Origin of the sequence: Streptomyces viridifaciens (assembly GCF_001888885.2) — a bacterium.
In the GTDB taxonomy this organism is placed as follows: Bacteria; Actinomycetota; Actinomycetes; order Streptomycetales; family Streptomycetaceae; genus Kitasatospora; species Kitasatospora aureofaciens.
Genome location: NZ_CP090841.1, coordinates 7,715,951 through 7,742,729, shown reverse-complemented (window position 1 = coordinate 7,742,729; position 26,779 = coordinate 7,715,951). Strand labels below are relative to the sequence as shown.

Annotated in this window: 26 protein-coding genes; 14 read left to right on the top strand and 12 right to left on the bottom strand. The window is 73.0% G+C overall.

Going from position 1 to position 26,779, the window contains the following annotated elements:
- The first annotated feature begins 93 nt into the window (after window positions 1–93).
- Entirely contained in the window at window positions 94–1,053 is a 960-nt protein-coding gene (gene cynR, locus BOQ63_RS41795; RefSeq protein ID WP_030279659.1) for a transcriptional regulator CynR, read from the top strand.
- 123 nt (window positions 1,054–1,176) lie between these two features.
- Here the strand turns inward: cynR and BOQ63_RS41790 are convergent, their stop codons facing one another.
- Window positions 1,177–2,646 carry an FAD-dependent monooxygenase gene (locus BOQ63_RS41790; RefSeq protein WP_030279657.1) on the bottom strand — a complete coding sequence of 490 codons (1,470 nt, stop codon included), beginning with the start codon at window positions 2,644–2,646 and terminating at the stop codon, window positions 1,177–1,179.
- A 126-nt stretch (window positions 2,647–2,772) separates the two neighbouring features.
- Here BOQ63_RS41790 and BOQ63_RS41785 point away from each other — a divergent pair, with 126 nt between their 5' ends.
- From BOQ63_RS41785 to BOQ63_RS41760, 6 genes are all read left to right on the top strand, one after another.
- On the top strand, window positions 2,773–3,762 hold the full coding sequence (locus tag BOQ63_RS41785) for an Lrp/AsnC family transcriptional regulator (protein WP_454131973.1): 990 nt from the start codon (window positions 2,773–2,775) through the stop codon (window positions 3,760–3,762).
- A 169-nt stretch (window positions 3,763–3,931) separates the two neighbouring features.
- Window positions 3,932–5,503, top strand: coding sequence for an MFS transporter (locus BOQ63_RS41780; protein ID WP_072656072.1), 1,572 nt, complete (start codon window positions 3,932–3,934; stop codon window positions 5,501–5,503).
- Between the two features lie 104 nt (window positions 5,504–5,607).
- Entirely contained in the window at window positions 5,608–5,997 is a 390-nt protein-coding gene (locus tag BOQ63_RS41775) for an SCO5389 family protein (RefSeq protein WP_072656071.1), read from the top strand.
- A 220-nt stretch (window positions 5,998–6,217) separates the two neighbouring features.
- Window positions 6,218–7,246, top strand: a complete 1,029-nt coding sequence (locus BOQ63_RS41770; protein ID WP_072656070.1) for an LLM class flavin-dependent oxidoreductase — start codon at window positions 6,218–6,220, stop codon at window positions 7,244–7,246.
- A 340-nt stretch (window positions 7,247–7,586) separates the two neighbouring features.
- Window positions 7,587–10,163 (top strand): collagenase, encoded by a 2,577-nt coding sequence (locus BOQ63_RS41765; RefSeq protein ID WP_072656069.1) that lies wholly within the window; start codon window positions 7,587–7,589, stop codon window positions 10,161–10,163.
- A 308-nt stretch (window positions 10,164–10,471) separates the two neighbouring features.
- The gene (locus BOQ63_RS41760) at window positions 10,472–11,479 is read left to right on the top strand and encodes an NADP-dependent oxidoreductase (RefSeq protein WP_030550555.1); all 1,008 of its coding nucleotides are present in this window, start codon (window positions 10,472–10,474) and stop codon (window positions 11,477–11,479) included.
- Window positions 11,480–11,770: 291 nt separating this feature from the next.
- On the opposite strand, the gene BOQ63_RS41755 is transcribed toward BOQ63_RS41760, so the two are convergent.
- Entirely contained in the window at window positions 11,771–12,349 is a 579-nt protein-coding gene (locus tag BOQ63_RS41755; RefSeq protein WP_030550550.1) for a TetR/AcrR family transcriptional regulator, read from the bottom strand.
- Between the two features lie 85 nt (window positions 12,350–12,434).
- On the opposite strand from BOQ63_RS41755, the gene BOQ63_RS41750 reads away from it, so the two are divergent.
- Both BOQ63_RS41750 and BOQ63_RS41745 read left to right on the top strand, forming a co-directional pair.
- Entirely contained in the window at window positions 12,435–13,316 is an 882-nt protein-coding gene (locus BOQ63_RS41750) for an SDR family oxidoreductase (protein WP_072656068.1), read from the top strand.
- Window positions 13,317–13,442: 126 nt separating this feature from the next.
- On the top strand, window positions 13,443–14,291 hold the full coding sequence (locus BOQ63_RS41745) for an NAD(P)H-binding protein (RefSeq protein ID WP_072656067.1): 849 nt from the start codon (window positions 13,443–13,445) through the stop codon (window positions 14,289–14,291).
- 354 nt (window positions 14,292–14,645) lie between these two features.
- Here the strand turns inward: BOQ63_RS41745 and BOQ63_RS41740 are convergent, their stop codons facing one another.
- Together BOQ63_RS41740 and BOQ63_RS41735 are read right to left on the bottom strand one after the other, a co-directional pair.
- Entirely contained in the window at window positions 14,646–15,464 is an 819-nt protein-coding gene (locus BOQ63_RS41740; protein WP_072656066.1) for a DUF4389 domain-containing protein, read from the bottom strand.
- 154 nt (window positions 15,465–15,618) lie between these two features.
- Complete coding sequence (locus BOQ63_RS41735; protein WP_454131977.1) at window positions 15,619–16,698, bottom strand: DUF4190 domain-containing protein; 1,080 nt, start codon at window positions 16,696–16,698, stop codon at window positions 15,619–15,621.
- A 367-nt stretch (window positions 16,699–17,065) separates the two neighbouring features.
- Here BOQ63_RS41735 and BOQ63_RS41730 point away from each other — a divergent pair, with 367 nt between their 5' ends.
- Window positions 17,066–18,178: an ABC transporter substrate-binding protein gene (locus BOQ63_RS41730; protein ID WP_072656065.1), complete on the top strand. Its 1,113-nt coding sequence runs from the start codon at window positions 17,066–17,068 to the stop codon at window positions 18,176–18,178.
- A gap of 7 nt (window positions 18,179–18,185) precedes the next feature.
- Here the strand turns inward: BOQ63_RS41730 and BOQ63_RS41725 are convergent, their stop codons facing one another.
- From BOQ63_RS41725 to BOQ63_RS41690, 8 genes are all read right to left on the bottom strand, one after another.
- Window positions 18,186–18,611 (bottom strand): hypothetical protein, encoded by a 426-nt coding sequence (locus BOQ63_RS41725; protein WP_141763905.1) that lies wholly within the window; start codon window positions 18,609–18,611, stop codon window positions 18,186–18,188.
- Window positions 18,612–18,649: 38 nt separating this feature from the next.
- A complete protein-coding gene (locus BOQ63_RS41720; RefSeq protein ID WP_030279625.1) occupies window positions 18,650–18,937 on the bottom strand; it encodes a hypothetical protein in 288 nt (95 codons plus the stop codon).
- Window positions 18,927–19,238: a hypothetical protein gene (locus BOQ63_RS41715; RefSeq protein ID WP_072656064.1), complete on the bottom strand. Its 312-nt coding sequence runs from the start codon at window positions 19,236–19,238 to the stop codon at window positions 18,927–18,929. Before BOQ63_RS41715 ends, BOQ63_RS41720 begins: the two co-directional genes overlap by 11 nt.
- A gap of 189 nt (window positions 19,239–19,427) precedes the next feature.
- Window positions 19,428–20,036, bottom strand: a complete 609-nt coding sequence (locus tag BOQ63_RS41710) for a response regulator transcription factor (protein WP_072656063.1) — start codon at window positions 20,034–20,036, stop codon at window positions 19,428–19,430.
- On the bottom strand, window positions 20,033–21,175 hold the full coding sequence (locus tag BOQ63_RS41705) for a sensor histidine kinase (RefSeq protein ID WP_318277503.1): 1,143 nt from the start codon (window positions 21,173–21,175) through the stop codon (window positions 20,033–20,035). The genes BOQ63_RS41710 and BOQ63_RS41705 overlap by 4 nt, the downstream gene beginning before the upstream one ends.
- A gap of 14 nt (window positions 21,176–21,189) precedes the next feature.
- The gene (locus BOQ63_RS41700) at window positions 21,190–21,603 is read right to left on the bottom strand and encodes a hypothetical protein (protein ID WP_072656062.1); all 414 of its coding nucleotides are present in this window, start codon (window positions 21,601–21,603) and stop codon (window positions 21,190–21,192) included.
- Between the two features lie 69 nt (window positions 21,604–21,672).
- A complete protein-coding gene (locus tag BOQ63_RS41695; RefSeq protein WP_030279615.1) occupies window positions 21,673–22,221 on the bottom strand; it encodes a GNAT family N-acetyltransferase in 549 nt (182 codons plus the stop codon).
- Complete coding sequence (locus BOQ63_RS41690) at window positions 22,205–23,140, bottom strand: class I SAM-dependent methyltransferase (RefSeq protein WP_318277501.1); 936 nt, start codon at window positions 23,138–23,140, stop codon at window positions 22,205–22,207. Before BOQ63_RS41690 ends, BOQ63_RS41695 begins: the two co-directional genes overlap by 17 nt.
- Before the next feature lie 449 nt (window positions 23,141–23,589).
- Between BOQ63_RS41690 and BOQ63_RS41685 the strand changes: the two genes are divergently transcribed.
- The 4 genes from BOQ63_RS41685 (at window position 23,590) to BOQ63_RS41670 (ending at window position 26,754) form a co-directional block, all read left to right on the top strand.
- Complete coding sequence (locus tag BOQ63_RS41685) at window positions 23,590–25,329, top strand: ATP-binding protein (RefSeq protein WP_454131983.1); 1,740 nt, start codon at window positions 23,590–23,592, stop codon at window positions 25,327–25,329.
- A gap of 17 nt (window positions 25,330–25,346) precedes the next feature.
- Window positions 25,347–25,733: a roadblock/LC7 domain-containing protein gene (locus BOQ63_RS41680; RefSeq protein ID WP_197698027.1), complete on the top strand. Its 387-nt coding sequence runs from the start codon at window positions 25,347–25,349 to the stop codon at window positions 25,731–25,733.
- A 63-nt stretch (window positions 25,734–25,796) separates the two neighbouring features.
- The gene (locus BOQ63_RS41675) at window positions 25,797–26,156 is read left to right on the top strand and encodes a DUF742 domain-containing protein (protein WP_030550528.1); all 360 of its coding nucleotides are present in this window, start codon (window positions 25,797–25,799) and stop codon (window positions 26,154–26,156) included.
- Complete coding sequence (locus BOQ63_RS41670; RefSeq protein ID WP_030279605.1) at window positions 26,137–26,754, top strand: GTP-binding protein; 618 nt, start codon at window positions 26,137–26,139, stop codon at window positions 26,752–26,754. The genes BOQ63_RS41675 and BOQ63_RS41670 overlap by 20 nt, the downstream gene beginning before the upstream one ends.
- Window positions 26,755–26,779: the final 25 nt, after the last annotated feature.

Here is a 26,779-nt window from a genome sequence, read left to right as displayed (position 1 = left end):
GGGGCCCGACGAGATCCACTGTGCATGACCTGCTTCTATAGTGTCCAAGAGCTACTGCCCATGGTTTCCATTGATGACATCTATAGTTGCGTCATGGCCCTGGAACTGCGCCACCTGCGCTATCTGCTCGCCGTGGCCGACCACGGCAACTTCACCCGCGCCGCCGAGGAGCTGCACATCTCCCAGCCCACCCTGTCCCAGCAGATCAAGCAGCTCGAACGGACCCTCGGCACCCAGCTGCTGGACCGCACCGGACGCACCGTGCGCCTCACCGACGCGGGGCAGGCGTACGCCCACCACGCCCGCGGCGCGCTGCGGGACCTGGCCGCCGCCGAGCGCGCCGTCCACGACGTCCAGGACCTCTCCCGCGGGCAGCTGCGCCTGGCCGTCACCCCGACCTTCACGGCCTATCTGGTCGGCCCGCTCACCGCCGAGCTCCACGCCCGACACCCCGGCATCACCCTGACCGTGCGGGAGACCAGCCAGGACCGCATCGAGGCCGGACTGCTGACCGACGAGTTCGACCTCGGCATCGCCTTCGACGGCCCCCACCTGCCCGGCGTCACCGCCACCGCCCTCTTCACCGAGACCCTCACCCTCGTCACCGGCGTCGGCGCCGACCACCCGACCGCCGACCACCCAATCGCCGACCGCCCAATCGCCGACCCGCCGACCACCGACCAGCCGGGACCGCTCCCCGTACGGGACCTCGGCGACCGCCAACTGGCGCTGCTCAGCGGCGACTTCGCGACCCGTGGGCACATCGACGGCTACTTCGCGCAGCACCGGGTCAGCCCGCGGATCGCCGTCGAGGCCAACTCCGTCCAGGCCCTCACCGAGGTCGTCCAGCGCACCCCGCTCGCCACCGTCCTGCCCGAGGCCGTCACCCACGAGCACCCCCGCCTCGCCCGGATCCCCCTCGAACCGCCCCTCCCCACCCGCACCGTCACCCTGCTGCGCCGCTCCGACGCCTACCGCAGCGCCGCCGCCCGCGCCTTCACCGACCTCGCCCACGCCCTCGTCCGCACCCGCGGCTACCCGCCGGCCCCGTAGGCCGGGCGGCTCACAGGCGACTACGGGCCGAGGCCGTGACATACATGCCGACGTCGTGACCCTGTTAGCCGTGCCGGGGCGCGGGCGGCCCCGGCGGCCGTCCCCGCCCCGGCAAACGGACGATCAGCCGGACACCGGGGCGCCGAACCAGCGGGCGAGGGAGGGCCGCAGGGACTCCGAAACACCGACCCAGCAGACGTGGCCGTCCGGGCGCACCAGCATCGGTTCGGCCGCCACAGCGCCCCGGTCGGCGCGGCCGGTGCGGCCGAAGCGGTCGACCCGGTCCGACCAGGGGGCGACGGTCCCGGCAAGGTCGCCCCGCGGGTCTAGCAGCACCCCGCGCCCGGAGCGCAGCAGCTCGTGCAGCCGGGTCGGGCCGAGGTCGACGTCCGGTGCGGGGCCGCCGAGGAGCGGGTGGGGAGCGGCGTCCGGCATCGGGTAGCGGATGGCCGTCCCGGCCATCAGGTCGCCGAGGCGGCGCCGCACCTCCGGCAGTTCGGCCAGCTCGGTGAAAAGCTCCCGGGCGGCCGTCACCTCAGGGTCTCCGCTGCCCGTCCAGTCCATCAGCAGGCTCTGCGCCTGGACGTTGCGCAGCACCAGGGCACCGGCCAGGTGGCGTTCGGTGTGGTAGCTGTCGAGCAGGCCCTCCGGTGCCCAGCCGCGCACGGCGGCGCCGAGCTTCCAGCCCAGGTTGAAGGCGTCCTGCATGCCGCTGTTCATGCCCTGGGCGCCGAGCGGGAGGTGGACGTGGGCGGCGTCGCCGGCCAGGAACACCCGGCCGTGCCGGTACTGCGCCGCCTGCCGGGCCGCATTGGTGATCCGGCGGGCATGGCGCAGTTCGAGCAGTTGCACCCGCTCGCCGAAAACGGCGCGCAGCCCGGTGCGGATCTCCTCCTCGGTGATCGGGACGTCCCTGGGCACCGACCGGCCCGGCCCGCCAAGGGCGAGGCGGCGCAGCGGCCTGCCCCGGCCGTCGGTGCCGAGAGGGAACACCGCGGCCCAGGTGCCGTCCTCGGCGCGGTGGTGCGTGCCCAGCTGCTCGGTGCCGCTGAGCCGGACGTCGGCGGCGATCGTGGTCGCCGTGCCAGCCCGGCCGGGGAACTCGGCCTTCAGCAGCGAGCGCGCCGTGCTGTGGCCGCCGTCGGCGGCGATCAGGTAACGAGCCCGCACGGTACGGCCGTTGGCGAAGCTCGCGGTGACGCCTTCTTCGTCCTGGGCGAGGCCGACCAGCTCGTGGTCGCGCCGGACGTGCAGACCCTGTGCGGCGAGGTGCTTCTCGAAGAAGCCCTCCAGCTCGACCTGCGGAACGGAACGCCACGGCAGTCGGGGGCGGGAGTCGTCGTCGGCCGGCAGCGGGATGCCGGCGAAGTGGCTGGTGCCGACCGGGTGGTGCCCGGTGGTCAGCAGCGGTTCCAGCAGACCGCGCTGGTCGAGCGCCTCGACCGTACGGGACTGCATGCCGCCGGCCCGGGACAGGGCGCTGGGCTGCGGCAGCCGGTCGGCCAGTACGGTCGAGGCGCCCGCCAGCAGCAGTTCGTTGGCCGCCGTCAGTCCGGTCGGGCCGGCGCCGACGACGAGTACGTCGGTGTCCATGGTTGTCTCCCTGGTTCCCGTCGAAAAGTGTTCTCGTGACGGGGCCAACGTTCGCGCCACCGGGGGCGGTTGGGCGAGTGACCGGCGCGATGGCGGCGGGATCCGACACCGGCTACGCTCGGCGCGGTGGAATCCGACTACGACGACCTGGACCGCCGCCTCGTCCACGCCCTCCAGGTGGACGGCCGGGCTCCGTTCAGCACGATCGCCGCCGTCCTCGGGGTGTCGGACCGCACCGTCGCCCGCCGGTACGCCAGGTTGCGTTCGACCGGCGCGGTGCGGGTGCTCGGCGGGATCGACCCGACGGCGCTGGGCGCGGTGCTGTGGCTGCTGCGGGTGCGCTGCGCGCCGTCCGCGGCGGTCGCGGTCGCCGAGGCGCTGGCCCGGCACCCCGAGACCGCCTGGGTGAGCCTGTCCTCCGGCGGCACCGAGATCACCTGTACGGTCCGCGCCGAGAGCGAGGCCGACAGCGAGGCGCTGCTGCTGGCCCGCCTCCCGCGCACCCCCCGGGTGGAGGGGGTGAGCGCCCACTCCGTCCTGCACACCTTCTACGGCGGCCCGGACAGCCTCATCGCCAAACTGGGCCCGCTGGACGCGCAGGCCGTCGAGGCGCTGCGCCCTGCTCCGCCGCCGCACCGGCCGGAACCGGTCGGCCCGCTGCCGGACCGGCCCGTACGGCTCGACGACGGCGACCGCAAACTGCTCGCCGCGCTCGCCGCCGACGGCCGCGCCGGTTTCGAGCAGCTGGCCGGGCTGACCGGCTGGTCGCCCACGACGGTCCGGCGCCGGATGGCGGAGCTGCGCGAACGCGGGGTGCTCTACCTGGACGTCGACTGCGACCGGCGCCTGCTCGGCGCCGGCACCCGGACCCTGCTGTGGCTCTCGGTCGCGCCCCCGCACCTCGAAGCGGCCGGCCGGGCGCTGGCGGGCCACCCCGAGGTCGCCTTCGCCGCCGCCACGACCGGCCCGACCAACCTGTACGCCACCGTGGTCTGCGCGGACCAGCGGGCGCTGTACCGCTACCTGACCACGAGGGTCGCCGCCCTCCCGGCCGTCCTCCAGGTCGAGACGGCGCCGGTGATCCGTACCGTCAAGCAGGCCGCGAACCGGACGTGACGACGCCCGGCGACGGGCCGCTTTCACACCCCTGATCAGTTATTGTCCGGAAAACACTGCTTGCCCGTAATGAACGGTTGTGTTCCCTATCGGCCGGGTCTACTGTCATTGGTGGTGAACGAACCCGTTCCCTGCCCGTCGTTCGCCCCGAGCCATTGGGGGACCTGCCATGGCCACCTCGCGTGCCCAGGCCACGGCTCCGCCCGCGACCGCAGGTCGGGGCCAGCGCCCAGGGATAGCCCTCACCGTCATCGCGGCCACCCAGCTCATGGTGGTTCTCGACGTCACGATCGTGAACATCGCCCTGCCGCACATCCAGCAGGCGCTGAAGTTCTCCACCACCGACCTGTCCTGGGTGATCAACGCCTACACCCTCACCTTCGGCGGGCTGCTGCTGCTCGGCGGGCGTGCCGGCGACATCCTCGGGCGCCGGCGGGTGTTCATCGTCGGCGTGCTGGTGTTCGGCCTGGCCTCGCTGCTCGGCGGGGTCGCCCAGTCCCCGGCCTGGCTACTGGCGGCCCGGGCGCTCCAGGGGCTGGGCGGGGCGATCGCCTCGCCGACCGCCCTGGCGCTGATCGCCACCAACTTCAAGGAGGGCCCGGAGCGCAACCGCGCGTTCGGGGTGTACTCCGCCGTGGCCGGTGCGGGCGGCACGGTGGGCCTGCTGCTCGGCGGCATGCTGACCTCCTGGCTGTCCTGGCGGTGGGTGCTGTTCGTCAACGTGCCGATCGCCGTCGCGATCGCGGTACTGGCGCCGCTGTACATCAACGAGTCCGAGCGGCACCCCGGGCGCTTCGACCTGACCGGCGCGTTCACCGCCACGGTGGGCATGGTGTCGCTGGTGTACGGCTTCATCCGGGCCTCCGACCACGGCTGGACGGACGCCGTCACGCTCACCGCGTTCAGCCTGGCGGTCGCACTGCTGGCGGCCTTCCTGGTGAACGAGCGACGGGTGCCGCAGCCGATCACCCCGCTGCACCTGTTCCGCGAACGCAACCGCTCGGGTGTGTACGGCCTGATGCTGTGCGTGGCGGCGACGATGTTCGGCATCTTCTTCTTCATCACCCTGTTCGTGCAGGAGATCCTGAACTACAGCCCGCTGCGGGCCGGTTTCGCCTTCCTGCCGATCAGCGCGGCGATCGTGGCGGCCGCCCAGTTCGCCGCGCGCAACCAGCTGCGGTGGGGCCCGAAGCCGTTCCTGGTCACCGGCTCGGCCCTGGTGCTGTGCGGGGTGTTCTGGGCGACCCGGATCGACGTCGACAGCACCTTCGTGGGCGGCATCCTCGGGCCGACGCTGCTGTTCGGCTTCGGAATGGGCTCGATCTTCGTCCCGGCGATGCTCACCGCCGTCTCGCAGGTCGCCCCGCACGAGACCGGGGCGGCCACCGGCATGCTCAACACCACCCAGCAGGTGGGCGGTTCGCTCGGCCTGTCGATCCTGGTCACGGTGTTCGGCACGGCGAGCCGCAACGAGGCCCGGCAGCAGGTCGGGAAGTTCCTCGGCCAGGCCACCCCGCAGCAGGCCCTCCAGTTCCGGGCGAGCGGGAAGCTGCCGGCGCCGTACTCCTCCCAGGTGCTGGTGCACGGCATCGAAGCCGCCTTCCGGATGGGACTGGTGTTCGCCGCGCTCGCGGTGCTGATCGCGGTGTTCGTCATCAAGGTGCGGCGGGTGCCGCAGGCGGCGGTCGCCGGCCGCTCGGACGGCGGGCCGGGCGCCGGCCCCTCGGGGGTCGGTACTTGACAGACCGTCGGGGCGTCCAGGACAGTCTCTTACGCAAATGGTTTTCATCTTCGTTGACCGTCCCCCGGCCGCGCCCTGCGCGCGCCCCGCGAAAGAGGACCTCCATGTCGCTCGACGTCTCCCCCGCCCTGCTCGACCAGGCCCGCAACGGCCGCGTGGACGAGGCCGACTTCCTCGACACCGTCCGCGCCTCGCTCCCGTACGCCTACCAGGTCGTCGCCGGACTCAGCACCGAACTCGCTGCCACCGAGGCCGAGTTCACCACCGACAACACCACGCCCAGCGACGAGCAGCGCGCCCAGCTGCTGCGCGCACTGGCCAGCAACGCCATCCGGGGCAGTCTGGAGGACCACTTCGGCGTGAAGCTCGCCTTCGTCAACTGCCACCGCGTCGGGGCCTTCCGCCCCGGCTCCGAGGACAGCGAGGCCTACCGCGAGTTCACCTCGCTGCACAACCAGATCCGCAACCAGAGCCCGGAGCTGCGCAGCTGCTGACCCAGGCGCACGACCGGCGTGCGCCGGGGCCTGCCCGGCAGATCCCGCCGGGCAGGCCCCGGCCCGCGTTGCGCCGCGTTGCTTCGCGTTGCGGCCCGTTGCGATCCGCTGTCCGGATCGCGCGCGATCTTGTCGGGCCGCGGACCGCCTGCGTACGGTCGACGCGCACCAGCCGTCCGGCCCTCCTCGGGGCCGCTGGATCCCCCGCGGAGCCGCCACCATGCCGCCCACCCCCCGCCCGCTGCGGAAACTCGGCTTCCTCACCATCGGGCTCTTCGACGAGGCCGATCCGCGCCGGGGCCACGCGTCCACCCTCGACCTCATCACCCTCGGCGAGCGGCTCGGCTTCGACAGCGCCTGGCTGCGCCACCGCCACCTCCAGTACGGGATCTCCTCACCCGTCGCCGTCCTCGCCGCCGCCACCCAGCGCACCAGCCGCATCCAGCTCGGCACCGCCGTCGTCCCGCTCGGCTGGGAGAACCCGCTGCGGCTCGCCGAGGACCTCGCCACCGTCGACCTGCTCTCCGGCGGCCGGCTCAACCCCGGCTTCAGCGTCGGCCGGCCGACCCACTACGAGCACGTGCGCGGCGCCCTCTACCCGGACACCGGCGACCACGAGGACTTCGGCCACCGCCGCGCCGAACGCCTGCTCGCCCTGGTCCGCGGCGAGGACGCCTCCGACTTCGCCGGCACCGAGGGCATCGAGGTGTACTCGCGCCGCGTCCAGCCGCACTCCCCCGGGCTGGCCGATCGGCTCTGGTACGGCGCCGGCAGTCTGCGCTCGGCCCGCTGGGCGGGCGAACACGGGCTCAACCTGCTGACCAGCAGCGTCGTGAAGCCCGAACCGGGCGAATCCGCAGCGGACTTCGCCACGATCCAGGCCGAGCAGATCCGAGCCTTCCGCGCCCTGCACCCCGCGGGCGAGCGCGCCCGGGTCTCCCAGGGCCTGGTGGTCGTCCCCACCGACAGCGCCACCCCCGAGCAGCGCGCCAAGTACGAGGCGTACGCCCTCGCCCGCACCCCGCGCACCCTCGCCCCGCAGGGCCCGGGCGGGCTGCTGTTCGCCCCGGACCTGGTCGGCACCTCCGAGGAGCTCGCCGAACGGCTGCGCGCCCACGCCGGCTACCAGGAGGTCGACGAAGTCGCCTTCGCCCTGCCGTTCACCTTCGAGCACCAGGACTACGTGCAGATCCTCACCGACCTCGCCACCCGGCTCGGCCCCGCCCTCGGCTGGTCGCCCTCGGTCTGACGGTCCCTCTCGCGCTGGTCGAACGACGCGCTCCCGCGGCCGGTCCTCTCGCCCGTCCGGCGTCCCCCGCCCGCGCGCCGGGACCTGGCAGTCCCCGCTCCTCGGCCGGGCCCCGCCGGCGGGAAGCCGGTCCGGCCGTTTCGCTTCTCCCACACGTGATTTGAGGACTCCGGCGGCTGCCGACGGCCGTCGGAGGCACTGCCGCGCACACTCTTGCGATGACATATAACCTGTGACATTGTTCTGACCCTGATTCCGGTGACAGGTCACACGTCAACTTCCCCTTCACCTCGTGGCCGACGCCGCGTCACCTCCCCCACCTCAGGACAAGGACACCGCAGTGCGTCTGCGCCAATCCCTTCCGCTCCTGGTGGCCACCGCCCTCGCCGGCCCCGCCACCCTGCTACCGACCCCCGCCCTCGCCGCGTCGGCGACGACCGTCGCGGCCGCGAACCCGACGCCCCAGGCACAGGCCCCGGCCCGGGCCGGGGCCGCCGCGCCGAAGCCGTTCGGCGCGGAGACCGCCGCCGCCGACACCTCCGAGGACCTGGGCCGCACGGCTGCGCCGCTCCCGCCGGAGCTGCTCGGCCAGTCGCTCCAGCCCACCGGGACGGCCGTCCAGACCGCCCCGGACTCCCGCTCCACCTCGCCCGCGGCCAAGCGCGCACTGACCGCGCAGGCCCCGGCCGCGCCCACCTGTACGTCCGCCGACTTCGGCAGCCGCAGCGGCGCCGCCCTGGTCTCCTTCGTCCAGGGGGCGACCACGGACTGCGTCAAGACGCTGTTCAACGTCACCGGCACCGACGCGGGCAAGGTCTTCAAGCAGTCGCAGATGCTCGCCGTCGCCAACGCCTTCAAGGCCCAGGCGGCGAAGTACACCGGGGACAACTCCGCCAACCTCCTGCAGCTCGTGCTCTTCCTGCGGGCCGGCTACTACGTCCAGTCCAACAACGCGAGCGCCGTGGGCCCCTACGACGCCACGCTCACCTCCGCCGTCCGGGCCGGCCTCGACGCCTTCTTCGCGACCGCGCACCGCAAGGACGTCAGCGACGCCAACGGCGCCGTGCTCGGCGAGGTGCTGGTCCTCACCGACAGCGCGAACATCCAGGCCCACTACCTGAAGGTCTACCAGCAGGTCCTCAGCAGCTACGACAACGGGTACAACGCGTTCCCGAAGATGGTCAACGCCGTCAACTCCGTGCTGTGGGCACCGCTGTGGCGCGCCAACTGGAACCCGGACTACGTCAAGGCCGTCACCGCCGACCCGAGCGTGGCCACCACGCTGGCGAACTTCGCGCAGAACCACAAGGACCTGCTCACCACCCCCAACGCCTTCCTCGACGTCAACGCCGGCAACGACCTCGCCCGCACCGCCGGCGACGGCGGCAGCATCGAGGCCTTCGCCAAGCCGCTGGTCAAGAAGGTGCTGGACAGCACTCCGATCTCCGGCGCCGTCGGCAAGCTGTACGTCTACACCGCGTACAACGCCAACCAGTACGACAACGCCCAGTGCTCCTACTACGGCACCTGCGACCTGCCCGGCAAGCTCACCGCCGCCGTCCTGCCGAACACCCTGGTGTGCGACAACCGCACCATACGCACCGAGGGCCTCTCCCCCGAGGAGCTGTCGACCGTCTGCGAGAGCCTGCGCGGCGAGGACACGTTCTTCCACAACCTCGTCAAGGACAACGGGGCCGTCCCCGACCAGTACGGCAAGACCGTCACCCTCGCCGTCTTCTCCAGCCGGGAGGACTACCAGACCTACTCCTGGGCGATCTACGGCAACTCCACGGACAACGGCGGCGAGACCATCATGGACGTCACCGACCCCAACAACAGGCCCGTTTCGGTGATGTACCAGAAGGCGTGGAACGACGGCTTCCCCGCCAACGTGTGGAACCTCAACCACGAGTACACCCACTACCTCGACAACATCTACGACATGAAGGGCAACTTCTCCACCGAGATCTCCGTCCCGGACATCTGGTGGATCGAGGGCGTCGCCGAGTACGAGTCCTACGCCTACCGCGGCACCACCGACACCCAGGCGATGGACGAGGCCGCCGCGCACCGGTACAAGCTCAGCACGATCTTCCAGAACACCTACGACAACTCGGACACGGTGCGCACCTACCCGTGGGGCTACCTCGCCGTGCGCTACATGTTCGAGAAGCACCCCGCCGACGTCCAGAACGTGCTCGGCCACTTCCGCACCGGCGACTACCAGGGCGGCTACGCGGTCTACAACGGTCTCGGCACCTCCTACGACGCCGACTTCGACAGCTGGCTGGCCGCCTGCGCCGCCGGCGCCTGCTACGCCCACGGCCCCACCGCCCTCTTCGGCCAGTCCGTCGACGGCGCCACCGTCACCCTGACGGACAAGTCCGTCGAGACCAACCCCGCTGCGTCGCTGGCCTCCTGGCACTGGACCTTCGGTGACGGCAGCAGCTCCGACGAGCGGAACCCGGTCCACACCTACGCCGCCGCCGGCACCTACACCGTCGCCCTGACCGTCACCGACAGCGACGGCACGTCCGCCAGCACCCCGGCCTCGGTCACCGTCACCACGGGCGGCAGCGCCACCCTGCCCACCTGCACCGACCCGCGCACCGACGCCCTCGGCCGGAACTGCTCCCGTCCGAACCAGGCCCGCACCGCCGGGAACCTCGACTACTTCTACCTCTACCTGCCGGCCGGCACCACGACCCTGAAGGTCTCCGCCTCCGGCGGAACCGGCAGCGCGGCCCTCTACTACAACGCCGACACCTGGGCCTCCCCGGCGGCCCACACCGCCGCCTCCACCAACCCGGGCACCGCCCAGACCCTCACCGTCACCAACACCACCGCGGGCTACCGGTACGTCAGCCTGTACGCCACCACGGACTTCAGCGGAGTGACCGTCAGCACCCAGTACTGATCCGCTGATCGAACGAGCGAGCGGCGCGTCCCCGACCGGGGGCGCGCCGCTCGGCCGTCCACCCCGGACCAGGAGGCCGTCCGCCTCGGCCCAGGACGTCAGGAGGCGGCGGCGCGCTCGGCGACGGCCCGGGCCAGGTCACGCAGCCGAGGGTTTCGGCGGACCGGTCGGGGAGTTCAAGCGGCCGATCGCCGAGCCGCGGCCGGCGCCACCGACCGGATCCGGCCATTCTCTGGCCAGATGACTAAGCGCTTGCTTAGAATCGGCACCTGCCCATGCGGACACCGAGCGCGCCACCAGGAGATGCCATGACCGACGTCAACCACCAGATCCGCCTCGCCCGTCGCCCGGTCGGCGAGGTGCGGCCGGAGGACTGGGAGTACGGGGAGGAGCCCGTCGGGGTGCCCGGCGACGGGGAGTTCCTGGGGCGCACCCGCTACCTGTCGCTGGACCCGGCGATGCGCGGATGGCTGGACGACCGGCCCTCGTACCTGCCGCCGGTGGGGCTGGGCGACGTGATGCGGGCCGGGTCCGTGGTCGAGGTGGTGGCCTCCAACCACCCGAAGTTCCAGGTCGGCGACCACGTGGTGGGGACCTTCGGGGTCCAGGACTACGCGGTGTCGAACGGCAAGGGCGCGCTCAAGGTCGACCCCGCGCTCGCGCCGCTGTCCACCTACGTCGGCGCGCTCGGGATGCCCGGGATGACGGCCTACTTCGGGCTGCTGGAGGTCGGCGCGCTCAAGGAGGGCGAGACCGTCGTGGTCTCCGGCGCCGCCGGGGCGGTCGGCACGATGGTCGGGCAGATCGCCAAGGTGAAGGGCTGCCGTGTCGTCGGCATCGCCGGCGGACCGCGGAAATGCGCCCTGCTGACCGAGGAGCTCGGCTTCGACGCGGCGATCGACTACCGCTCCGAGGACGTCCGCAAGGCGCTGCGCACCCACGCCCCGGACGGCATCGACGTCTACTTCGACAACGTCGGCGGCCCGATCCTGGACGCCGCGCTGACCAGGCTGGCGATGCACGCCCGGGTGGTCGTCTGCGGCGCGATCAGCCAGTACAACAACGAGGACGCCGTGCAGGGCCCGTCCAACTACCTGTCGCTGCTGGTGCGGCGCGCCCGCATGGAGGGCTTCGTGGTCTTCGACTACGCCCGCCGCTACGCCCAGGCGGCGGCCGAGATCGCGGGCTGGATCGGCGAGGGCCGGATCAAGGTCAAGGAGCACGTGGTCGAGGGCACCGTGGCCGACTTCCCGGAGACCTTCGGGATGCTGTTCCGCGGCGAGAACACCGGCAAGCTGGTGCTGCGCCTGGTGTGACCGGGAAAGGGTGGCCGCCGGGGATTCCCGGCGGCCACCCCGGCGTCAGCGGCCTGCCGGGAGCGCCCGCAGCGCCTCGTCGCCCTGACCCGGCTGGCGCCGGCCTCACCGCCCCACCGGCCGTCGAAGCACCCCACCCGCCCGTAAGTCCCCCGCACCCGGCCCCTCCGGACCGCGCGACGATCTCCAGGCGCTACGCGCGGCGAACCCGGTTGACGCACCGTCAGGGCGGGTGACCGGCTTCCGCCACGAACGACACAACACGCCCGGTGACCGCCTGTCCGCCGAGACTCAGCCCAGCGTTGCGCTCACCGTGCGCAACTCGTCCAGGGCCGCCAGCACGTACCCGGTGAGCTCGTCCTTGCCGTCACGGTCACCCTCGGACCATTCGGCGAACCCGCGCTTGAAGGCGAGGACGCCCAGCTCGCTCGCGAGGGCCGCGGCCGGGTCGGACAGGCCGCGGGCGACCAGGGCGGTCGCCATCGCGGCCGCGAGGCTGACGGTCTTGAGGGCGTCACGCTCCTGAAGCTCGACACTGGCGGCGACGGCGGCCTTCAGGCGCGGGGCGAGCTCGCGGTTCATGGGCCCCATCGTGCTCGACGCGCGCTCAAGACCGGCAGCGACCGCCTCGAGCGGGCTGGCGTCATCGGGCGCCTCGGCGATGCCCTCGGTCAGCAGCCGGCTCAGCGTCTCCTGTCCTGCCACCAGCAGCTCCCGCTTGTCGGGGAAGTGCCGGAAGAAGGTGCTTTTGGTGACCCCGGCGCGCTCGGCGATCTGCGCGACCGTCGTGGCGTCGTACCCCTGCTCGGTGAACAGGTCGACTGCGGCCATGACGAGGCGTTCGCGTGCACCGGGTTCCCATCGAGCCATGGGCCCATCATACGTGACGGGACTCTTGTCCCATCACCCTGCTAGAGTGATGGGACAAGAGTCCCGTCACTTGAGGGAGAGTCCCATGCACGTCTTCGTCACGGGTGGCACCGGTCTGATCGGTTCCGCCGTCATCGCCGAACTGCTCGGCAACGGCCACAGCGTCCTCGCGCTCGCCCGTTCCGACGCCTCCGCGCTGGCCGCCGAGGCGGCCGGCGCCGAGCCCCTCCGGGGAGCCCTCGCCGATCTGGACGTCCTCCGCTCCGGCGCCGCCCAGGCCGACGGGGTGATCCACCTGGCATTCGCCAACGATTTCAGCAGCCCCGACGCCGTCGCCAGGGCGGTCGCCGAGGAGAGTGCCGCCCTCGCCACCCTCGGCGAGGAACTCATCGGCACCGGTCGGCCCTTGGTCACCTGCTCGGGTACGCCCCATGTGCCGGGCCGCGCCTCCACCGAGGCCGACCCGCTGCCGACCGACGGGCCGGTCGGTGGTCGTGGCCGCGCCGTCACGGCGGTCCTGGGCCTGGCCTCGCGCGGGGTCCGGAGCACGGCCGTACGCCTGCCGCGCACGGTCCACAACCAGGGCACGGGCGGGTTCGCCGGCTTGCTGACCGACATCGCACGCCGGACCGGAGTGTCCGGCTACCCGGGCGACGGCACACAGCGCTGGCCGGCCGTGCACGCCCTCGACGCGGCGGTCCTCTTCCGGCTCGCGCTGGGACAGGCGGAAGCCGGAACCTCCTGGCACGCCGTGGGCGACGAGGGAGACCAGGTGCGCGACATCGCCGCGGTCATCGGCCGACGGCTGGGCCTGCCGGTCGAGTCGGTGCCGCCGCAGACGTACGGCGCTCTCGGCCCGATCTTCGCGAACGACCAGCCCTCGTCCAGCGCCCGCACCCGGCAGACCCTCGGCTGGGAGCCGAAGCACCTCAGCCTCCTGGAGGACCTGGAGAACATCCAGCCCTGATCGGCGACCGGCAGGCCTGCTACGGCGCTCGCCCCGACGACGGCAGCCCCCCCAACTCGGCAGCGCCGCCGTGCGGCCGTTCACGTCCACAACCAACCGGTCCACACCCCGTAGGAGGCCCCCGTCATGGTGACAGTTGTCTTCGGCGCTCGCGGTAACGTCGCTCGTCACGTGGCCGACGGCCTGCTGGCCGCCGGCGAGCAGGTCAGAGCAGTCAGCAGGAGCCCGGTCCCGGGCTCGACGCCCGGACGGCAAGCCGTCGTCGCCGACCTGGACCGTCCCGAGACGCTGCCCGCGGCGCTCGACGGCGCCGACAAGATGTTCCTGTACGGAATGCTCGACCCCCAGAAGCCCTACCACATCGAGAAGGTCGCTGCCGCGGCCACAGCCGCGGGGATCCGGCGGGTGGTCCTGCTCTCGTCGGTGTCGGTCGTGAACCACGACGCCGACCACCCGGTCCCCCGCCTGAACCGCACGATCGAGCAGGCCGTCCAACGGTCCGGCATGGACTGGACGTTCGTCAGGCCAGGGACGTTCGCGATCAACACCCGCACCTGGTGGGCCGAATCGGTCCGCACGGACAACGTCGTCCGTCTTCCCTATCCGCTCGCACAGTCGGCACCGGTGCACGAGAAGGACATCGCGGCGCTTGCGGTGACCGCCCTCACCGAACCGGGCCACTCGCACCAGGCGTACACCGTCTACGGAGCCGAGTCCCTGACCCTCCAACAGCAGGTCGAGCACATCGGCGAGGCCCTCGGCCGCCGCATCCGGATCGAACACGTCTCCGACGAACAGGCTCGCGCGGACGTGGGCAGAACGATGCATCCGGTCGTGGCCGAGGCGATCGTGAGTCAGTGGGCCGCTGCCGACGGCGTCCCGGCCCCGACCTCCGTCATCGCCGAAAAGATCACCGGCACGCCGGCGCACACCTACGCCCAGTGGGCCGTCGACCACGCCGACGACTTCCGCTGAGCCGGGCCGGGGCTACATCTGCTTCGGCGACTACGGCACCCAGAACCCGCCCAGCGAATCCTCGAGCCCCGGTCCACCATGACGCGCGAGGCCTGCAACGGAACGCACGAGAACCGGTCCCGGACTGACACCCGTGCCGGGCGGCGCCCACGCCGCCCGGCACACCGGCCGAACCGCCGCACGTGCGGCAGGTTGCCGCCATACGGGGCCCACAGACACCGTGAGCCCCGGCAGAACGCACCGGGCCAGCTGACGTGAACGAGGCTGCGATCTCATTCACGCCAGCTGGCCCGGCTGCCGCACAGCAGCCCGCTCCACCGACGATCCCGTCAAGTACCGTGCGCCTGACCGGAGTCAGCTCCGATCGGCGGGGCCAGGGACGAGCGGCGCCATGACGCGCTGGGTCGGGTTGGGACCGTTGTCGTCGTCGTTGTCGTCGCCGGAACTCACCGAGCCGGTCACGGAGCCCGTCACCCAGGACACCACGCCGAGGAGCAGGAACAGCACGAGCAGACCGCGCCCGGCGCCGCTCAGAACCAGTGGGCGGGTGGCCGACACCGGCTCGGGTTCGCTGCCCGGCTCCTCGCCGAACAGCCGCTTGGGGTAGGCCGGGGTGAGCATCACCAGGTAGGCCATGTAGCGCATCCGGTAGCGCACGATCGCCGTGGTCGCCCCGTACAGCGCCTGCGGCATCCGGCCCAGGATCAGCACCACCAGCCAGATGACGAACGCCACCAGCCACCACCCCGCGTACACCACGCCCTGCACGATCGACGCCGGGATGACCAGGATGATGCGGAACAGGACGGCGAGCCGGTTCAGCTCGCCCGGGCGCAGCCCGACCTGCACGGGGTACTCCGGGGCCCGGAACCGGAACGGCGGGTAGCGGTCCACGGTGAGCATCAGGTAAGCGGTGACCCGGGTGTCGTAGGGGAGGTACGCGGTGAGGTAGTCCGCCACGAAGCCGGGCAGCCGGCCGAGCACCAGCGCGCCGAACCAGCCGATCACGGTGACGAGGAACGCCACCACCGACAGCACCCACACCACCACGAGCTGCGGGATCAGCAGCAGGACGCGCACCAGCACCGTCAACCGGTTCTGCGGGCCGGGCGCCGGCATGTCCAGCACCGGAAGCCACTCGCGGCTGACGGGGGCGGGGGGAGCCTGCCACATCCGGGCCTCCACGGTGTCGGGACGACGGGACCCGCCGATCGGGCACGGCCGGGTGCCTTCCGAAGATCGCAGCCCCCCGCCCGCCCCGCGCGCCACGCTGCGCCGGACGGGTAACGCGGACGGCCCGGGCCGGGTGGGCCCGCCGGACGCCGGGTCAGCTGGGGGCGCCGGTCCAGATGACGTTCTTGCGCTCCAGCCCGCTGCCGTAGTCGAACTCGACAGAGAAGGTGTCCGCCGCGCCGTTCGGCAGGGCGTACGCGGACATGCCGGTGGCGTCCTGACCCGGCGCCAGCGAGCCGCCGAGGATCTTCATCCGGTCGCTCCCGTCGATCAGCGTGGTAACCAGGCCGCCCTTGGCGTCGTGGACGAAGGGCAGCCCCGACCCGTGGAGCGAGACCTCCTTGGAGCCGGTGTTCACCACGGTGATCTTCACCTGGACGATCGTGGCGTCCTTCGGCGGCTCGAACACCGTCCGGCTCGGGACGTACGGCTCCGGCGCCGCCATCGTGACCTTCAGGCCGTCCCCGTAGGTGTAGGACTGGCCGAACGACAGGCGCCGGGCGCGCTCGTCCGCGGCCGCCGCCCGGCGGTCGGCCTCGGCCTTCTTCCGCGCGGCCTCCAGCCGCTCCTTCGCCTTCGCCAGCCGCTCGTCGGCGGCCCGCTGCTCCGCATCTGCGCGGGCCCGGGCGGCATCCGCCTCGGCCCTGCGCTCCTCGTTCACGGTGTGCACCCGTGCCACGACGAACACCCCGGCGCCGATCGAGACGACCAGGCCGGTGATGCCCAGGACGACGCCCGCGAGCGCCATTCCCCGGTTGGTCGCCACGCCCCTGCGCGCGTAGCCCAGGCCGATGAAGCCGAAGACGAGGGCGAGCAGGGCCGGCAGCCAGGACAGCCAGAACAGGATGACGGCGAGGCTGAGCGCGGTGCCGACGATCCCGAGCACCATCGCCGCGATGCCCAGGCCGTTGCGGGGCTGCGGCGCCGCCACCGGGTACGGCGGGACGGGGTACGGCGGCCAGTACGGTGCTCCCGGGTGCCCGCCCGGGTGCCCGCCGGGAGGCGCGGCGAAGACGGCGGCCTCCTCTCCCGGGGCCGCCGCGGGGGCGGGGACCGTGGCCTCGCCCTGGCCCGGCGCCTCGCCCGCACCCGGGTTCGGCGGCGCCCACGGGTCGGTGCCGGCCGGCGCCTCCTCCGTGGACTTCGGGCTGTCGGGCGGGACGGGAGCGGTCATACGAGATCCTTCGCGAACGTCGTTACGGTGAGCGGCAGTTCATCCCCGGGCCGGAATCCTTCGGACTCCCCGGCAGCAGCGGCCCCACCTGCGCGGAACAGACGCCGGTACGGCCGGGCCCGTGCGTCGACACCCCGGCACGGGACCGCCACAGGATCGGCGACTGATCAACATACAGGTGCCCGGCGACATCCCGGACACCGGCCCTGGCCAGGAACCACCGCCGTGCTTCGTCCGCGACTGAAACACCTCCGACCCCCGCGCGACCGCGCTCGGCTACCGCCCTCCGGGACGAGAAAATCCGCTTGTGTTCCGGTCGGTGATCAGGGAGCCTGCCCCCGAACCGTCAGTCGGGAGGCACCAGCGCATGAGTACGGAACCAACGGCGTCCGCCACCGTGCCCGCTGACGGGCCATCCGTACGCATCGGCGCCCTCGTCCCGCTGACCAGGCCCGGCTGGATCGAGGCCGGCCGGCACGTGCTCGCCGGACTCGAAGCGGCGGTCCGCGACGTCAACGACGCCGGCGGGATCGCCGGACGGCAGCTCGAACTTCTGGTCCGGGACACCGCGGCCGACCCGCAGCGGGCCGCGGAGGCCGTCGAGGAACTCGACCGCCTGGGTGTGGCCGCCGTGGCCGGGGAGTACCACAGCGTCGTCGCCCGCGCCGTGGCCGCCAGGGCGGACGCCCTCGGCCTGCCCTTCCTCTGTTCCTCCGCGGTGCTGGACGCACTCACCGACGAGCCGTCGGAACTGGTCGCGCGCCTGTGCCCGGCGCAGTCCCACAGCTGGCGGATCTACGCGGACTTCCTGCTCGGTGCGGGCCACCGCCGCATCGCCGTGGCGACCCAGCCGAGCGTCTACTGGGCCGCCGGGGTCCGCGTCCTGCGCGACCACCTCGCTCCGCACGGCGGCACCGTCGTCGAACTCGACACCGGCGCGCTCTCCCCCGCCGCCCTGTGCGAGGAGCTCGTCCGGCACGACGCGACGGCCCTGCTGCTCCTGGTCGGCCACCCTGAGCCCGCCGTACCGATCGTCAGGGCCGTTCGCCGCGACGGGCGCCTCACCGAGGTACTGATCGGCGCTCCGGCGGGGCAGCCCGAATTCGCCGAGTGGTCGGTCCTGTTGGGCGCCGACGGCGCGGGCGTCCCGTTCCTGCGCTACCTGCCGGAGCGGCTCGGCCCGCTCGGCGCGCGGGTCGGCGCGGCCCTGCGCGAACGGCTGGGCGAGGCGCCCTCCTTCGTGGCCTTCGAGGGCTACGACACGGTGACGGTCCTCGCCGAGGTGCTGCGCACCGCCGGTACGGGCCGGAAGACGATCGCCGAGGCCTGGCCGCGCGTCGGCGTGGAGGGCACCCGGGGGCCGATCCGGTTCTCCCGCTCGCCCGGCATCATCGTGTGGCAGTGGGCCTGGCCGCCGGTCCAGGTCGTCGACCGCGATCCGGCGGCACCCGGGCGTTTCCGGGTCCTGCACACCGGCTGAGGCCCGTTCACGCCCAACCGCGCACCGACACCGCCCCGTGCAGTACCCGGCCCGCCACCCGTTGTTCCTCGACCCAGCGGGTGAACGCGTCGACCCGCGTCCCCAGGTCCTCGGCGACCGGCCCGAGCGGCCAGTCCGGCGGCGGGACGACCACCACTACCGCCTCACCCCGCCCCTCGGCCGCCGCCAGCCAGCGCGGCGACACCTCGACCCGTGAGCCCGGCTCCCACCCCTGGCGGCCGCCGACCAGCAGCAGCCGCTCCACCCGGCCGCCGCCGACCTCGATCACCCCGGTCGTCGCCGGGGGCTCACCGGCGGCGACCGTGAAACCGCTGTCGACGGCCGCCTCGAACAGGTCGGCGTGCAGGTTCGCCCCCACTTCCACGATCAGCTCCGCGATCGGCGGCCCCTGGACGGCCTCACGAACGGCCATCGCCCACACCACCGGCCCGCGGGCCGCGCCGTCGCCCGTCACCGGGTGCTGAGACGGCGCCCGAGTTCCTCAAGGTAGTCGTCGCCGTACGCGGCGGCGACGTCGTCGAGGTCGATCATCGGGGGGAGGTCGGCCGTCTGCTGGCGTTCGGAGAGGTAGGCGGCGGTCTCCGCGACGATCCGCTTCTCGTCGGCGCGGGCCTGGCTCAGCTGCGCCAGAGTCGCCTCGCTGGCCTGGAAGCGGGAGAAGACCGCCTCGCCGCCGGTGGGGAAGCTCACGAGGTACTCGTGATCACCCAGTGCTTCGATCCCGATGTCACCCGTCATGGTTCCGTCCTTCGTTCCGTCCCCCTGACGAGTCTCGCACCGGTGGCCCTCCCCCGTGACGCCGGCGACCCGCCGCCCGCCGCCGGACGGCCGTCCGCTCGACGGCCGTGCCGACCGCCAGCAGCGCGAACAGGAGCGCACCCAGCGCGTAGTAGCCCGTCGTCGTGCCGTCGACGGGGAGGAGACCGGCCAGCACGCCCAGCACCACCGCGGTCACCGCGAACACCCAGACGAACGACCCCGCCGCGAAGCGCTGGACCGTCGACTCGCCCTGGTCCTTCTCGCCCTGCGATCCGATCATGCCCTCCTCCTCCTCCGGGGTCGTCCTTCCGCGCGCGGCCGCTCCCGCAGCCTCGACTCCGTGCGTCTAACCGGCCCCACAGGCCCCGAAACTCGCGGCGCCTGCGGAGGTGGGCACGGTGCCGACGTCCCGGAGGCGCCCGCGGGACCGTCCCGGGTGCCCCGCGCGTCCCCGTGCACCGGGGCGTCCTCACAGCCAGCCGCGCTGGTCGGCCACGCGCAGGGCCTCGGTGCGGTTGCGGGTGCCGGTCTTGGCGATGGCGGAGGAGAAGTAGTTGCGGACGGTGCCCTCGGACAGGTACAGCTTCGCGGCGATCTCGGCGACTCCGGCGCCGGAGCGGGAGGCGTCGAGGACGTCCCGTTCACGGGCGGTGAGCGGGGAGGCGCCCGCGGCGAGGGTGGCGGCGGCGAGTTCCGGGTCGACCACCCGTTCCCCCGCCGCGACCCGGCGGATGGCGTCGGCGAGCACCTCGGCCGGGGCGTCCTTGACCACGAAGCCGAGCGCCCCCGCCTCCATGGCGCGGCGCAGGTAGCCGGCGCGGCCGAAGGTGGTGAGGATGACCACCTGGCAGCGGGGGACCTCCTGGGCGAGCACGGCGGCGGCCGCCAAGCCGTCCAGTCCGGGCATCTCGATGTCCAGCAGGGCGACGTCCGGACGGTGGTCGCGCGCGGCCTCGACCACCTGGTCGCCGCGTCCGACGGCGGCGACCACCTCGAAGTCGTCCTCCAGGTCGAGCAGGGCGCCCAGCGCGGTGCGGACCAGCTCCTGGTCCTCCGCGAGCAGCAGGCGGATCGTCATGTCGTCCCTTCTGAGCGCGGGTCGGCCTGCCAGACGGTCACCAGCAGTCGCCACCCGCGCGGATCGAGCGGGCCGGCCTCGACCGTACCGCCCACCGCCGCGACCCGTTCCCGCAGCCCGGTCAGGCCCTTGCCGGCACCGATGAGGCCGCGCCCGGCACCGCCCGGGCCGTCGTCGCGGATCTCCACCGAGGTGGGGGTCAGCAGCACCGAGCAGCGCGACGCCCGGGCGTGCCGGACGACGTTGGTGATGCCCTCGCGCACCACCCAGCCGAACAGTTCGCGCTGCTCCGGCCCGACCGCGTCGGCCGCCTTGGGCAGGTCGGCCACCACCCCGGCGGCGCGCAGCAGTTCGCGGCCACGGGCGAGTTCACCGGCGATGGTGACCTCGCGGTAGCCGGTGACGGCGGCACGCACGTCGGCCAGGGCCTGGCGGGAGAGCGACTCCACGGCCGCCATCTCGGCCACCGCCTGGTCCAGGTCCTTGGCGGCCAGCCGGTGGGCCAGGCGGGACTTGACGGTGATCGCGGTGAGCGAGTGGCCGAGCAGGTCGTGCAGGTCGCGGGCGATCCGGTTGCGCTCGGCCTCGGAGGCGAGGCGTGCGACCTCGGCCCGGGCGGCGACCAGGGCCCGGTTGGTGGCGGCGATCTCGGCGAAGGCCCCGCAGGTGAGCGAGGTGAACAGCAGGGCCAGCGCCTGGAATCCCCCCGGTCCGGTGTGCCAGGCGGGCACTGCCCAGGGCACCAGCAGGGCGGCAACCGTGCCGGCGGCCACCACCGGGAGGGTGTGCCGGCGCCACAGCACCGCGACCACCGAGACGATCACGGTGGCCAGGAAGAAGGCGTCCGCGTGAGCGAACGGCAGCGAGGCCAGGAACAGGGCGGTCATCGCCGCCAGCAGCGGTTTGACGAAGCTCCGCCGCTCGCGCCCGAGGGCGAGCGCGAGGAGCACGTAACAGAGGCTGAACGCGATGACCACGGCGAGCCCGGCGACCGCTGCGGACCCGCCGACGTCGCCGCTCACGGCCACCGCGGTGAGCGTCGGGAAGACCAGCATTCCGGTGCCCAGCATGATCCGCCGCCAGCCGCCCGCCCAGCTGTGGGCGAGGGGCGGCGTGTTCTCACGGTCGGGCTCGGTCACTTCTGCGTCCCCTCTCAGGGCCGGGCGAACAGCGCGCGCAGCTGCCGTCCGTTGAGCACCACGGCGACTCCCAGCAGGGCGAGGCCGCAGAAGCCCTGTTCGATCTTCATCCAGACCGGGAAGACCCCCGGCACGGCGATGATCGCAGCAATCGCGACCAGCATGGCGCCGGAAACGACCCGCAGCCGCCGGAACGCCCCCCGCGAGCCGCGGGCCGCGCGGACGGTGAGCAGCAGGGCGACGGCGGCGCCGGCCAGCACGATGGTGCCGCGGACCCACACGGCCGGGGTGATCAGGTCGGTGTGGTCGCGGAGGGCGAAGGCGGCGACCAGGGTGAGGGCGCTGAGGCCGAGGTAAGCGAGCACGAGTCGCCGTACGGTACGGAAGGCCCGACGGGTGTCGGGGTGGTTCAGGTCGGTGGAGGTCATGCCCTCATCGTGGCCGCGGTGCGGGGCCGGACGGCAGTGTGCTGCCACACCGTCGCACCGTGACAATTGTCAGCCCGTCGGCCCGGCCGACAGCCGCACCATGTGCAGCTTGGCGACCTCCTGCCCCGCCACCAGAACGGCCCGGGGCTCGCGACCCCACACCTCGAAGCCGCGGGAGGTGTAGAGGCGCAGGGCCGGTTCGTTGCCCTCGGAGACGGTCAGCAGCACCTGTCGCAGCTGCTCGTCCTCCGCGGCGACCGCGAGCACCCGGTCCACCAGGGCGCCGCCGATCCCTCGGCCACCCGCCGAGCGGGCCACCGCCATGCCCCACAGGACGGCCTTGTGGCGTTCCTGGCTGCGCGGCTGCACCCGCAGTCCGGCGGTGCCGACCAGGGCGCCGTCGCGCCCGAAGGCGCCGAGCAGGACGCCCGGCCCCTGTTGGATCTCGGCGAGGCGGGCCAGCGTGTCGGCCATCGGCTTGGCGCGCTCCTCGGCGTAGTCGGAGGTGAAGGCGGTCGGTGTCTCGCGCAGGGCGGTGAGCCGGAAGGCCCGGTACGGTTCGGCGTCCGCGACGCCGAGGCGGCGGATGACGGCGGCGGGGTCAGCCGAGGCGGACACGGGTGCACCGGGTCACGTACGGCATGGCGATCTCCTCCCGCCCGGCCAGGCCGGGGTGGGTGGTGAGCAGGTGCTCGACGTCGGCCAGCAGCCGGGCGCGTTCGGCCTCGGGCAGGGCGATGACGTAGCTGCGGGAGGCGACCAGGTCGATGATCCCGGCGGGGGTGGTGGAGTGCTCCCAGCGGATCTCCAGCCGCTCGGGCGGGCCGAACGGGGCGGGCAGGACGGGTGCGGTGTCGATCTGCTGACGGGCCGAGCGGTGCATCAGCGCGCCGAGGGCGGCGGCCCAGGGCTCGGTCTCGTCGCGGACGTTCCACACCAGGGAGAGGGTCCCGCCGGGGGCGAGCACCCGGGCGATCTCCGGTACGGCCGTCGTTCGGTCGAACCAGTGCCAGGCCTGGGCGACCACCACCGCGTCCACGCTGGCGTCGGGCAGTGGGATGCGCTCGGCCGAGCCGGCCCGGACTGCCGCCTTCGGTACGGCGGCGGCGAGCCGGTCGCGCATGCTCCCGTCGGGCTCCACCGCGACCACGTCCAGTCCGGCGTCGACCAGCAGAGCGGTCAACTTGCCGGTGCCGGCGCCGAGATCGAGCACCCGGCGGGCCTCGCGGGGCACCGCCGAGCCGATCAGCGCCTGGGGATAGCCGGGACGGCCGTGCTGGTAGGAGGCGGCGGCGAGGCCGAAGGAGCGGGCCTGCAGCCGCCCGGACCAGCGCCTGGTCGCGCCCTGCCTGGTCATCCCGCAGGCCCGGCCGATCTCCTCCCAGGTGGCCTCGCGGCCGCGCCGCAGTTCCTCCACCAGGTCGGTGCGCCGCTCCTCCAGCGCCTCGATCACCCCCGAGAGCCGCTGCAGGCCGTCCAGCCCGCCCCCACCGGCCACGTCCGCCGCCACCCGCCGACCGAGATCGTTCATCTCCATGGCTCCGCACTGTAGGGATCGGGCGCGCGAACCGTCAACAGTTATTGCTCCAATGAGCAACACCTGTTGCGCCATGCCGCACCGCCCCCGTACCGCGCCCGGGCCGTCCCCCGCAGGAGTGACGAACGGCTCCGGCGCGACGCTTAGCACGAACTCACCCACGCCCGTGCCGACTTGGGTCGGAAACCCTTCACATGAGCGAATCCGGACCGGGTTGCCTGTGCGGACGCGCCTGGGCGAGAAGCCTTGGTGGCCGGGCGCCGTCGACCCGGGCTGCGACTGGTGTGCGAGATGTCCGGCATGTCCGGCAAGTTGCCACAAGTCGGTTGACGGACAGTATTTTTGAGCTTCGGTCAGGATTGTCCTGAACTTGGCTATGCTGCAGCACCACGCCTCCGGAGCCGGTCGTCGCCCGTTCCCGTTCCGTTCCGATCGTTTGAGGATTCCGAATGCTTCGACCTGGATCGTCACCCGCCAGACGGCGCCCCGCGCCCCTGCTCGGCTGGCTGCTGCCCACGGCCGTGATGGCGGCTGCGGTGGGGGTCGCCGCGGTGGTGGTGTCGGCCGGAGCCCGGGCCCAACTGCTGTGGTGCGGGGCGACGGCCACCGTCCTGGTCGCCGTGGTGGCCGCCGAATCCGCCCGCCGCGGCCGGGCCCTCGCCGAACTGCGCGACGAACACGCCCGTCGAGTGGACGAGTTGCAGCGCAAGCTGGCCGCGCAGGAGGACGAGATCCAGCGGATGGCCACCGGCGAGCTGCGCCGGCTGGTCGGCGGCGCCCGGTACGGCTCGTCCATCGATGTGCTGCTCCAGCCGTTCCAGCGCCCGAACCCGTTGCTGTCACGGAAGTTCCGCCACTCGCTGGAGCTGGTGGTGCGCGGCATCGCCCAGGCCGTCGACGACGAGGTCAGCCGGCGCGACTCCGCCGAGCGCGCCTTCGTCAACCTGGCCCGGCGGGTCCAGGCGATCATCCACCGCCAGGCCAAGGACCTGCGGGAGATGGAGGACCGGCACGGCAACGACCCGGCCGTCTTCGACGACCTGCTGCGCCTGGACCACGGCAACGCCCTGGTCGGCCGTCTCGCCGACTCCATCGCCGTCCTCTCCGGCGCCCGGCCCGGCCGCCAGTGGACCCGCCCGATCGCGCTGTACAGCGTGCTGCGCGGCGGGATGTCCCGGATCCTGGAGTACCAGCGGGTCGATCTGCACCCGGTCGCGCAGATCTCGGTCACCGGCCCGGCCGTCGAACCCCTGATCCACGCGGTGGCCGAGCTGCTCGACAACGCGACCCGCTACTCCCCGCCGCACACCCACGTCCACCTGAGCGCCTCCGAGGTACAGAGCGGGATAGCGATCGAGGTGGAGGACGGCGGCCTCGGGCTCACCGACGAGGCCCGCGCCCGGGCCGAGCGCTCGATGCGCGAGGCCATGGTCTCCAAGGACTTCGACGACCTCACCGAGTCCCCCCGGCTGGGCTTCGCCATCCTCGGCCGGCTCTGCCAGGCGTACGGCTTCCAGGTGTCGCTGCGCCGCTCCGCGTACGGCGGCGTGCGCGCGGTGCTGGTGGTGCCGCAGGAGCTGCTGACCACCGCTCCCCCGACCGGGCGGGCGCACGGCATCGGCGCCTTCTCCGGCCCGCGGCCGCTCCCGGCCAACCCGCCCCGGCACGCCGCCCCCGCCCGGCCCTGGGGTGCCCGGACCTCCTCCGCCGGCGCCGGGCCCTCCGGCGGACTCGGGCAGAGCGCCGGACTCGGGCAGAGCGCCGGCCTGGGGAAGTCCGCCGGCGTCGGGCCGTCCTTCGGCGCGACCAACCCGTGGGGCCCGTCCGGCCCGGGCGTCGGGGACGACGAGGTGGTCGTCACCGAGCGCACCGCCAACGGCCTGCCGCAGCGCCGCCGCAGCCGTCCGACCGGCCGGGCCGTCTTCTCCGCGCCCGCCCGCGGCACCGCGCAGCCCAGCGGCCCGACCGCCGGGCCCGCGGCCGGGCCGGCCGCCCCGGCGCCCCGGCCCGGGAAACAGCCCGGCCTGTGGCTGGAGGCGTTCATGGAGGGCTACAAGGGCACCGGCGCCGGCAGCGAGAGCACGCGCTGCGACGCCACGGGCAGCACCGCCACCACCGGAACCAGCAGCACCGCACCGAACAGCGCCGGACAGACCGGTGAAGAGACGGCAGGGAAAGGCGAGCAGTGATTCCGCACCGCAGCAACATGGACTGGATCCTCAACGACCTCGCACACAGCGTCCCGTACGTGCGCCACGTCATCGTGCTCTCCGCCGACGGCCTGCGGATCGCCCAGTACGGCGCCGACCCGGACACCGCCGACCGGCTGGCCGCCGCCTGCGCCGGACTTCAGAGCCTGGCCGCCGCCGTCGGACACGAGTTCCCGCACGGCAACGGCGCGATGAAGCTGGTCGTGATCGAGGTGGACGGCGGCTACTTCTACCTGATGTCGGCCGGTGACCGCGCCTACCTCGCGGTGCTCGCCGACGAGGGCGTGGACGCCGGACTGGTCAGCCACCAGATGCGCGACCTGGTGGACCGGATCGGCGAGCACCTGTCCGCCCCGCCGCGCAACCCGGAGGTGGTCGCGTGAACCCTCCGGTCACGAGCGCCGGCGCCCGGGCGGGCACATGAACGAGCACAGTGAGGCGGTGACATGACCGCCGACCAGGGCGGCTGGGACGGCCCCGAGCCGGACCGCCTGTACGTGATCACCCGCGGCCGCAGCGGCCCCTCCGGGCCGGGCGTCTTCGACCTGGTCACCCTGATCGTCTCCCTCGCGGAACCGACCCCCGCCATGCAGCCCGAGCACGCGGCGATCCTGCGGCTGTGCCGCTCGCCGCTCTCGGTGGCGGAGGTCTCCGCCTACCTCGAACTGCCCACCAGCGTGGTCACCGTCCTGCTGGCGGACCTGCTCGACGACGGGCGGATCGAGGCCCGTGCCGCGGTACCCGCGGCGGAACTCCCCGACCGTGCCCTGTTGGAGGCGGTGATCCATGGACTACAGCGGCTCTGACACGGTCGTCGGACCGGCGAGCGCGGACCTGCTGCCCGACACCGTCACCACGGCGGTCAAAGTGGTGATCGTCGGCGGCTTCGGTGTCGGCAAGACCACCCTGGTCGGCGCCGTCAGCGAGATCCGCCCGCTGACCACCGAGGAGACCATGACCCAGGCCGGGGTCGGCGTGGACGACCCGACCGGGGTCGAACGCAAGACCTCCACCACGGTGGCCATGGACTTCGGCCGGATCAGCATCAGTGACAAGCTCGTGCTGTACGTCTTCGGCACCCCCGGCCAGGAGCGCTTCTGGTTCCTCTGGAACGGCCTGTTCGAGGGCGCGCTCGGCGCCGTCGTACTGGTGGACACCCGCCGGCTGGAGGTCAGCTTCGAGGTGATCGGACGGTTGGAGGACCGCGGCGTGCCCTTCGTGGTCGCCGTCAACGGCTTCCCCGAGGCGCCGAGCTACCCGCTCGACGAGCTGCGCCAGGCGCTCGACCTCCCGTCCGAGGTGCCGATCGTCGCCTGCGACGCGCGCAGCCGCGAATCCAGCCGGAACACCCTGATGGCGCTCATGCACTACCTGTACGAACTGGCCGCGCCCCCCGCCGGCTGAGCCCTTCGCTTTTCGTCCGAACGAC

What these genes read in the sequence shown, in the direction of transcription:
- BOQ63_RS41740 (WP_072656066.1), bottom strand. Translation starts at nt 15,464, where the DNA reads ATGTGGCAGGCTCCCCCCGCCCCCGTCAGCCGCGAGTGGCTTCCGGTG.
- BOQ63_RS41745 (WP_072656067.1), top strand. Translation starts at nt 13,443, where the DNA reads ATGGTGACAGTTGTCTTCGGCGCTCGCGGTAACGTCGCTCGTCACGTG.
- BOQ63_RS41675 (WP_030550528.1), top strand. Translation starts at nt 25,797, where the DNA reads ATGACCGCCGACCAGGGCGGCTGGGACGGCCCCGAGCCGGACCGCCTG.
- BOQ63_RS41720 (WP_030279625.1), bottom strand. Translation starts at nt 18,937, where the DNA reads ATGACGGGTGACATCGGGATCGAAGCACTGGGTGATCACGAGTACCTC.
- BOQ63_RS41700 (WP_072656062.1), bottom strand. Translation starts at nt 21,603, where the DNA reads ATGACCTCCACCGACCTGAACCACCCCGACACCCGTCGGGCCTTCCGT.
- BOQ63_RS41790 (WP_030279657.1), bottom strand. Translation starts at nt 2,646, where the DNA reads ATGGACACCGACGTACTCGTCGTCGGCGCCGGCCCGACCGGACTGACG.
- BOQ63_RS41715 (WP_072656064.1), bottom strand. Translation starts at nt 19,238, where the DNA reads ATGATCGGATCGCAGGGCGAGAAGGACCAGGGCGAGTCGACGGTCCAG.
- BOQ63_RS41730 (WP_072656065.1), top strand. Translation starts at nt 17,066, where the DNA reads ATGAGTACGGAACCAACGGCGTCCGCCACCGTGCCCGCTGACGGGCCA.
- BOQ63_RS41755 (WP_030550550.1), bottom strand. Translation starts at nt 12,349, where the DNA reads ATGGCTCGATGGGAACCCGGTGCACGCGAACGCCTCGTCATGGCCGCA.
- BOQ63_RS41770 (WP_072656070.1), top strand. Translation starts at nt 6,218, where the DNA reads ATGCCGCCCACCCCCCGCCCGCTGCGGAAACTCGGCTTCCTCACCATC.
- BOQ63_RS41735 (WP_454131977.1), bottom strand. Translation starts at nt 16,698, where the DNA reads ATGACCGCTCCCGTCCCGCCCGACAGCCCGAAGTCCACGGAGGAGGCG.
- BOQ63_RS41750 (WP_072656068.1), top strand. Translation starts at nt 12,435, where the DNA reads ATGCACGTCTTCGTCACGGGTGGCACCGGTCTGATCGGTTCCGCCGTC.
- BOQ63_RS41685 (WP_454131983.1), top strand. Translation starts at nt 23,590, where the DNA reads ATGCTTCGACCTGGATCGTCACCCGCCAGACGGCGCCCCGCGCCCCTG.
- BOQ63_RS41690 (WP_318277501.1), bottom strand. Translation starts at nt 23,140, where the DNA reads ATGGAGATGAACGATCTCGGTCGGCGGGTGGCGGCGGACGTGGCCGGT.
- BOQ63_RS41780 (WP_072656072.1), top strand. Translation starts at nt 3,932, where the DNA reads ATGGCCACCTCGCGTGCCCAGGCCACGGCTCCGCCCGCGACCGCAGGT.
- cynR (WP_030279659.1), top strand. Translation starts at nt 94, where the DNA reads ATGGCCCTGGAACTGCGCCACCTGCGCTATCTGCTCGCCGTGGCCGAC.
- BOQ63_RS41760 (WP_030550555.1), top strand. Translation starts at nt 10,472, where the DNA reads ATGACCGACGTCAACCACCAGATCCGCCTCGCCCGTCGCCCGGTCGGC.
- BOQ63_RS41680 (WP_197698027.1), top strand. Translation starts at nt 25,347, where the DNA reads ATGGACTGGATCCTCAACGACCTCGCACACAGCGTCCCGTACGTGCGC.
- BOQ63_RS41775 (WP_072656071.1), top strand. Translation starts at nt 5,608, where the DNA reads ATGTCGCTCGACGTCTCCCCCGCCCTGCTCGACCAGGCCCGCAACGGC.
- BOQ63_RS41670 (WP_030279605.1), top strand. Translation starts at nt 26,137, where the DNA reads ATGGACTACAGCGGCTCTGACACGGTCGTCGGACCGGCGAGCGCGGAC.
- BOQ63_RS41710 (WP_072656063.1), bottom strand. Translation starts at nt 20,036, where the DNA reads ATGACGATCCGCCTGCTGCTCGCGGAGGACCAGGAGCTGGTCCGCACC.
- BOQ63_RS41725 (WP_141763905.1), bottom strand. Translation starts at nt 18,611, where the DNA reads ATGGCCGTTCGTGAGGCCGTCCAGGGGCCGCCGATCGCGGAGCTGATC.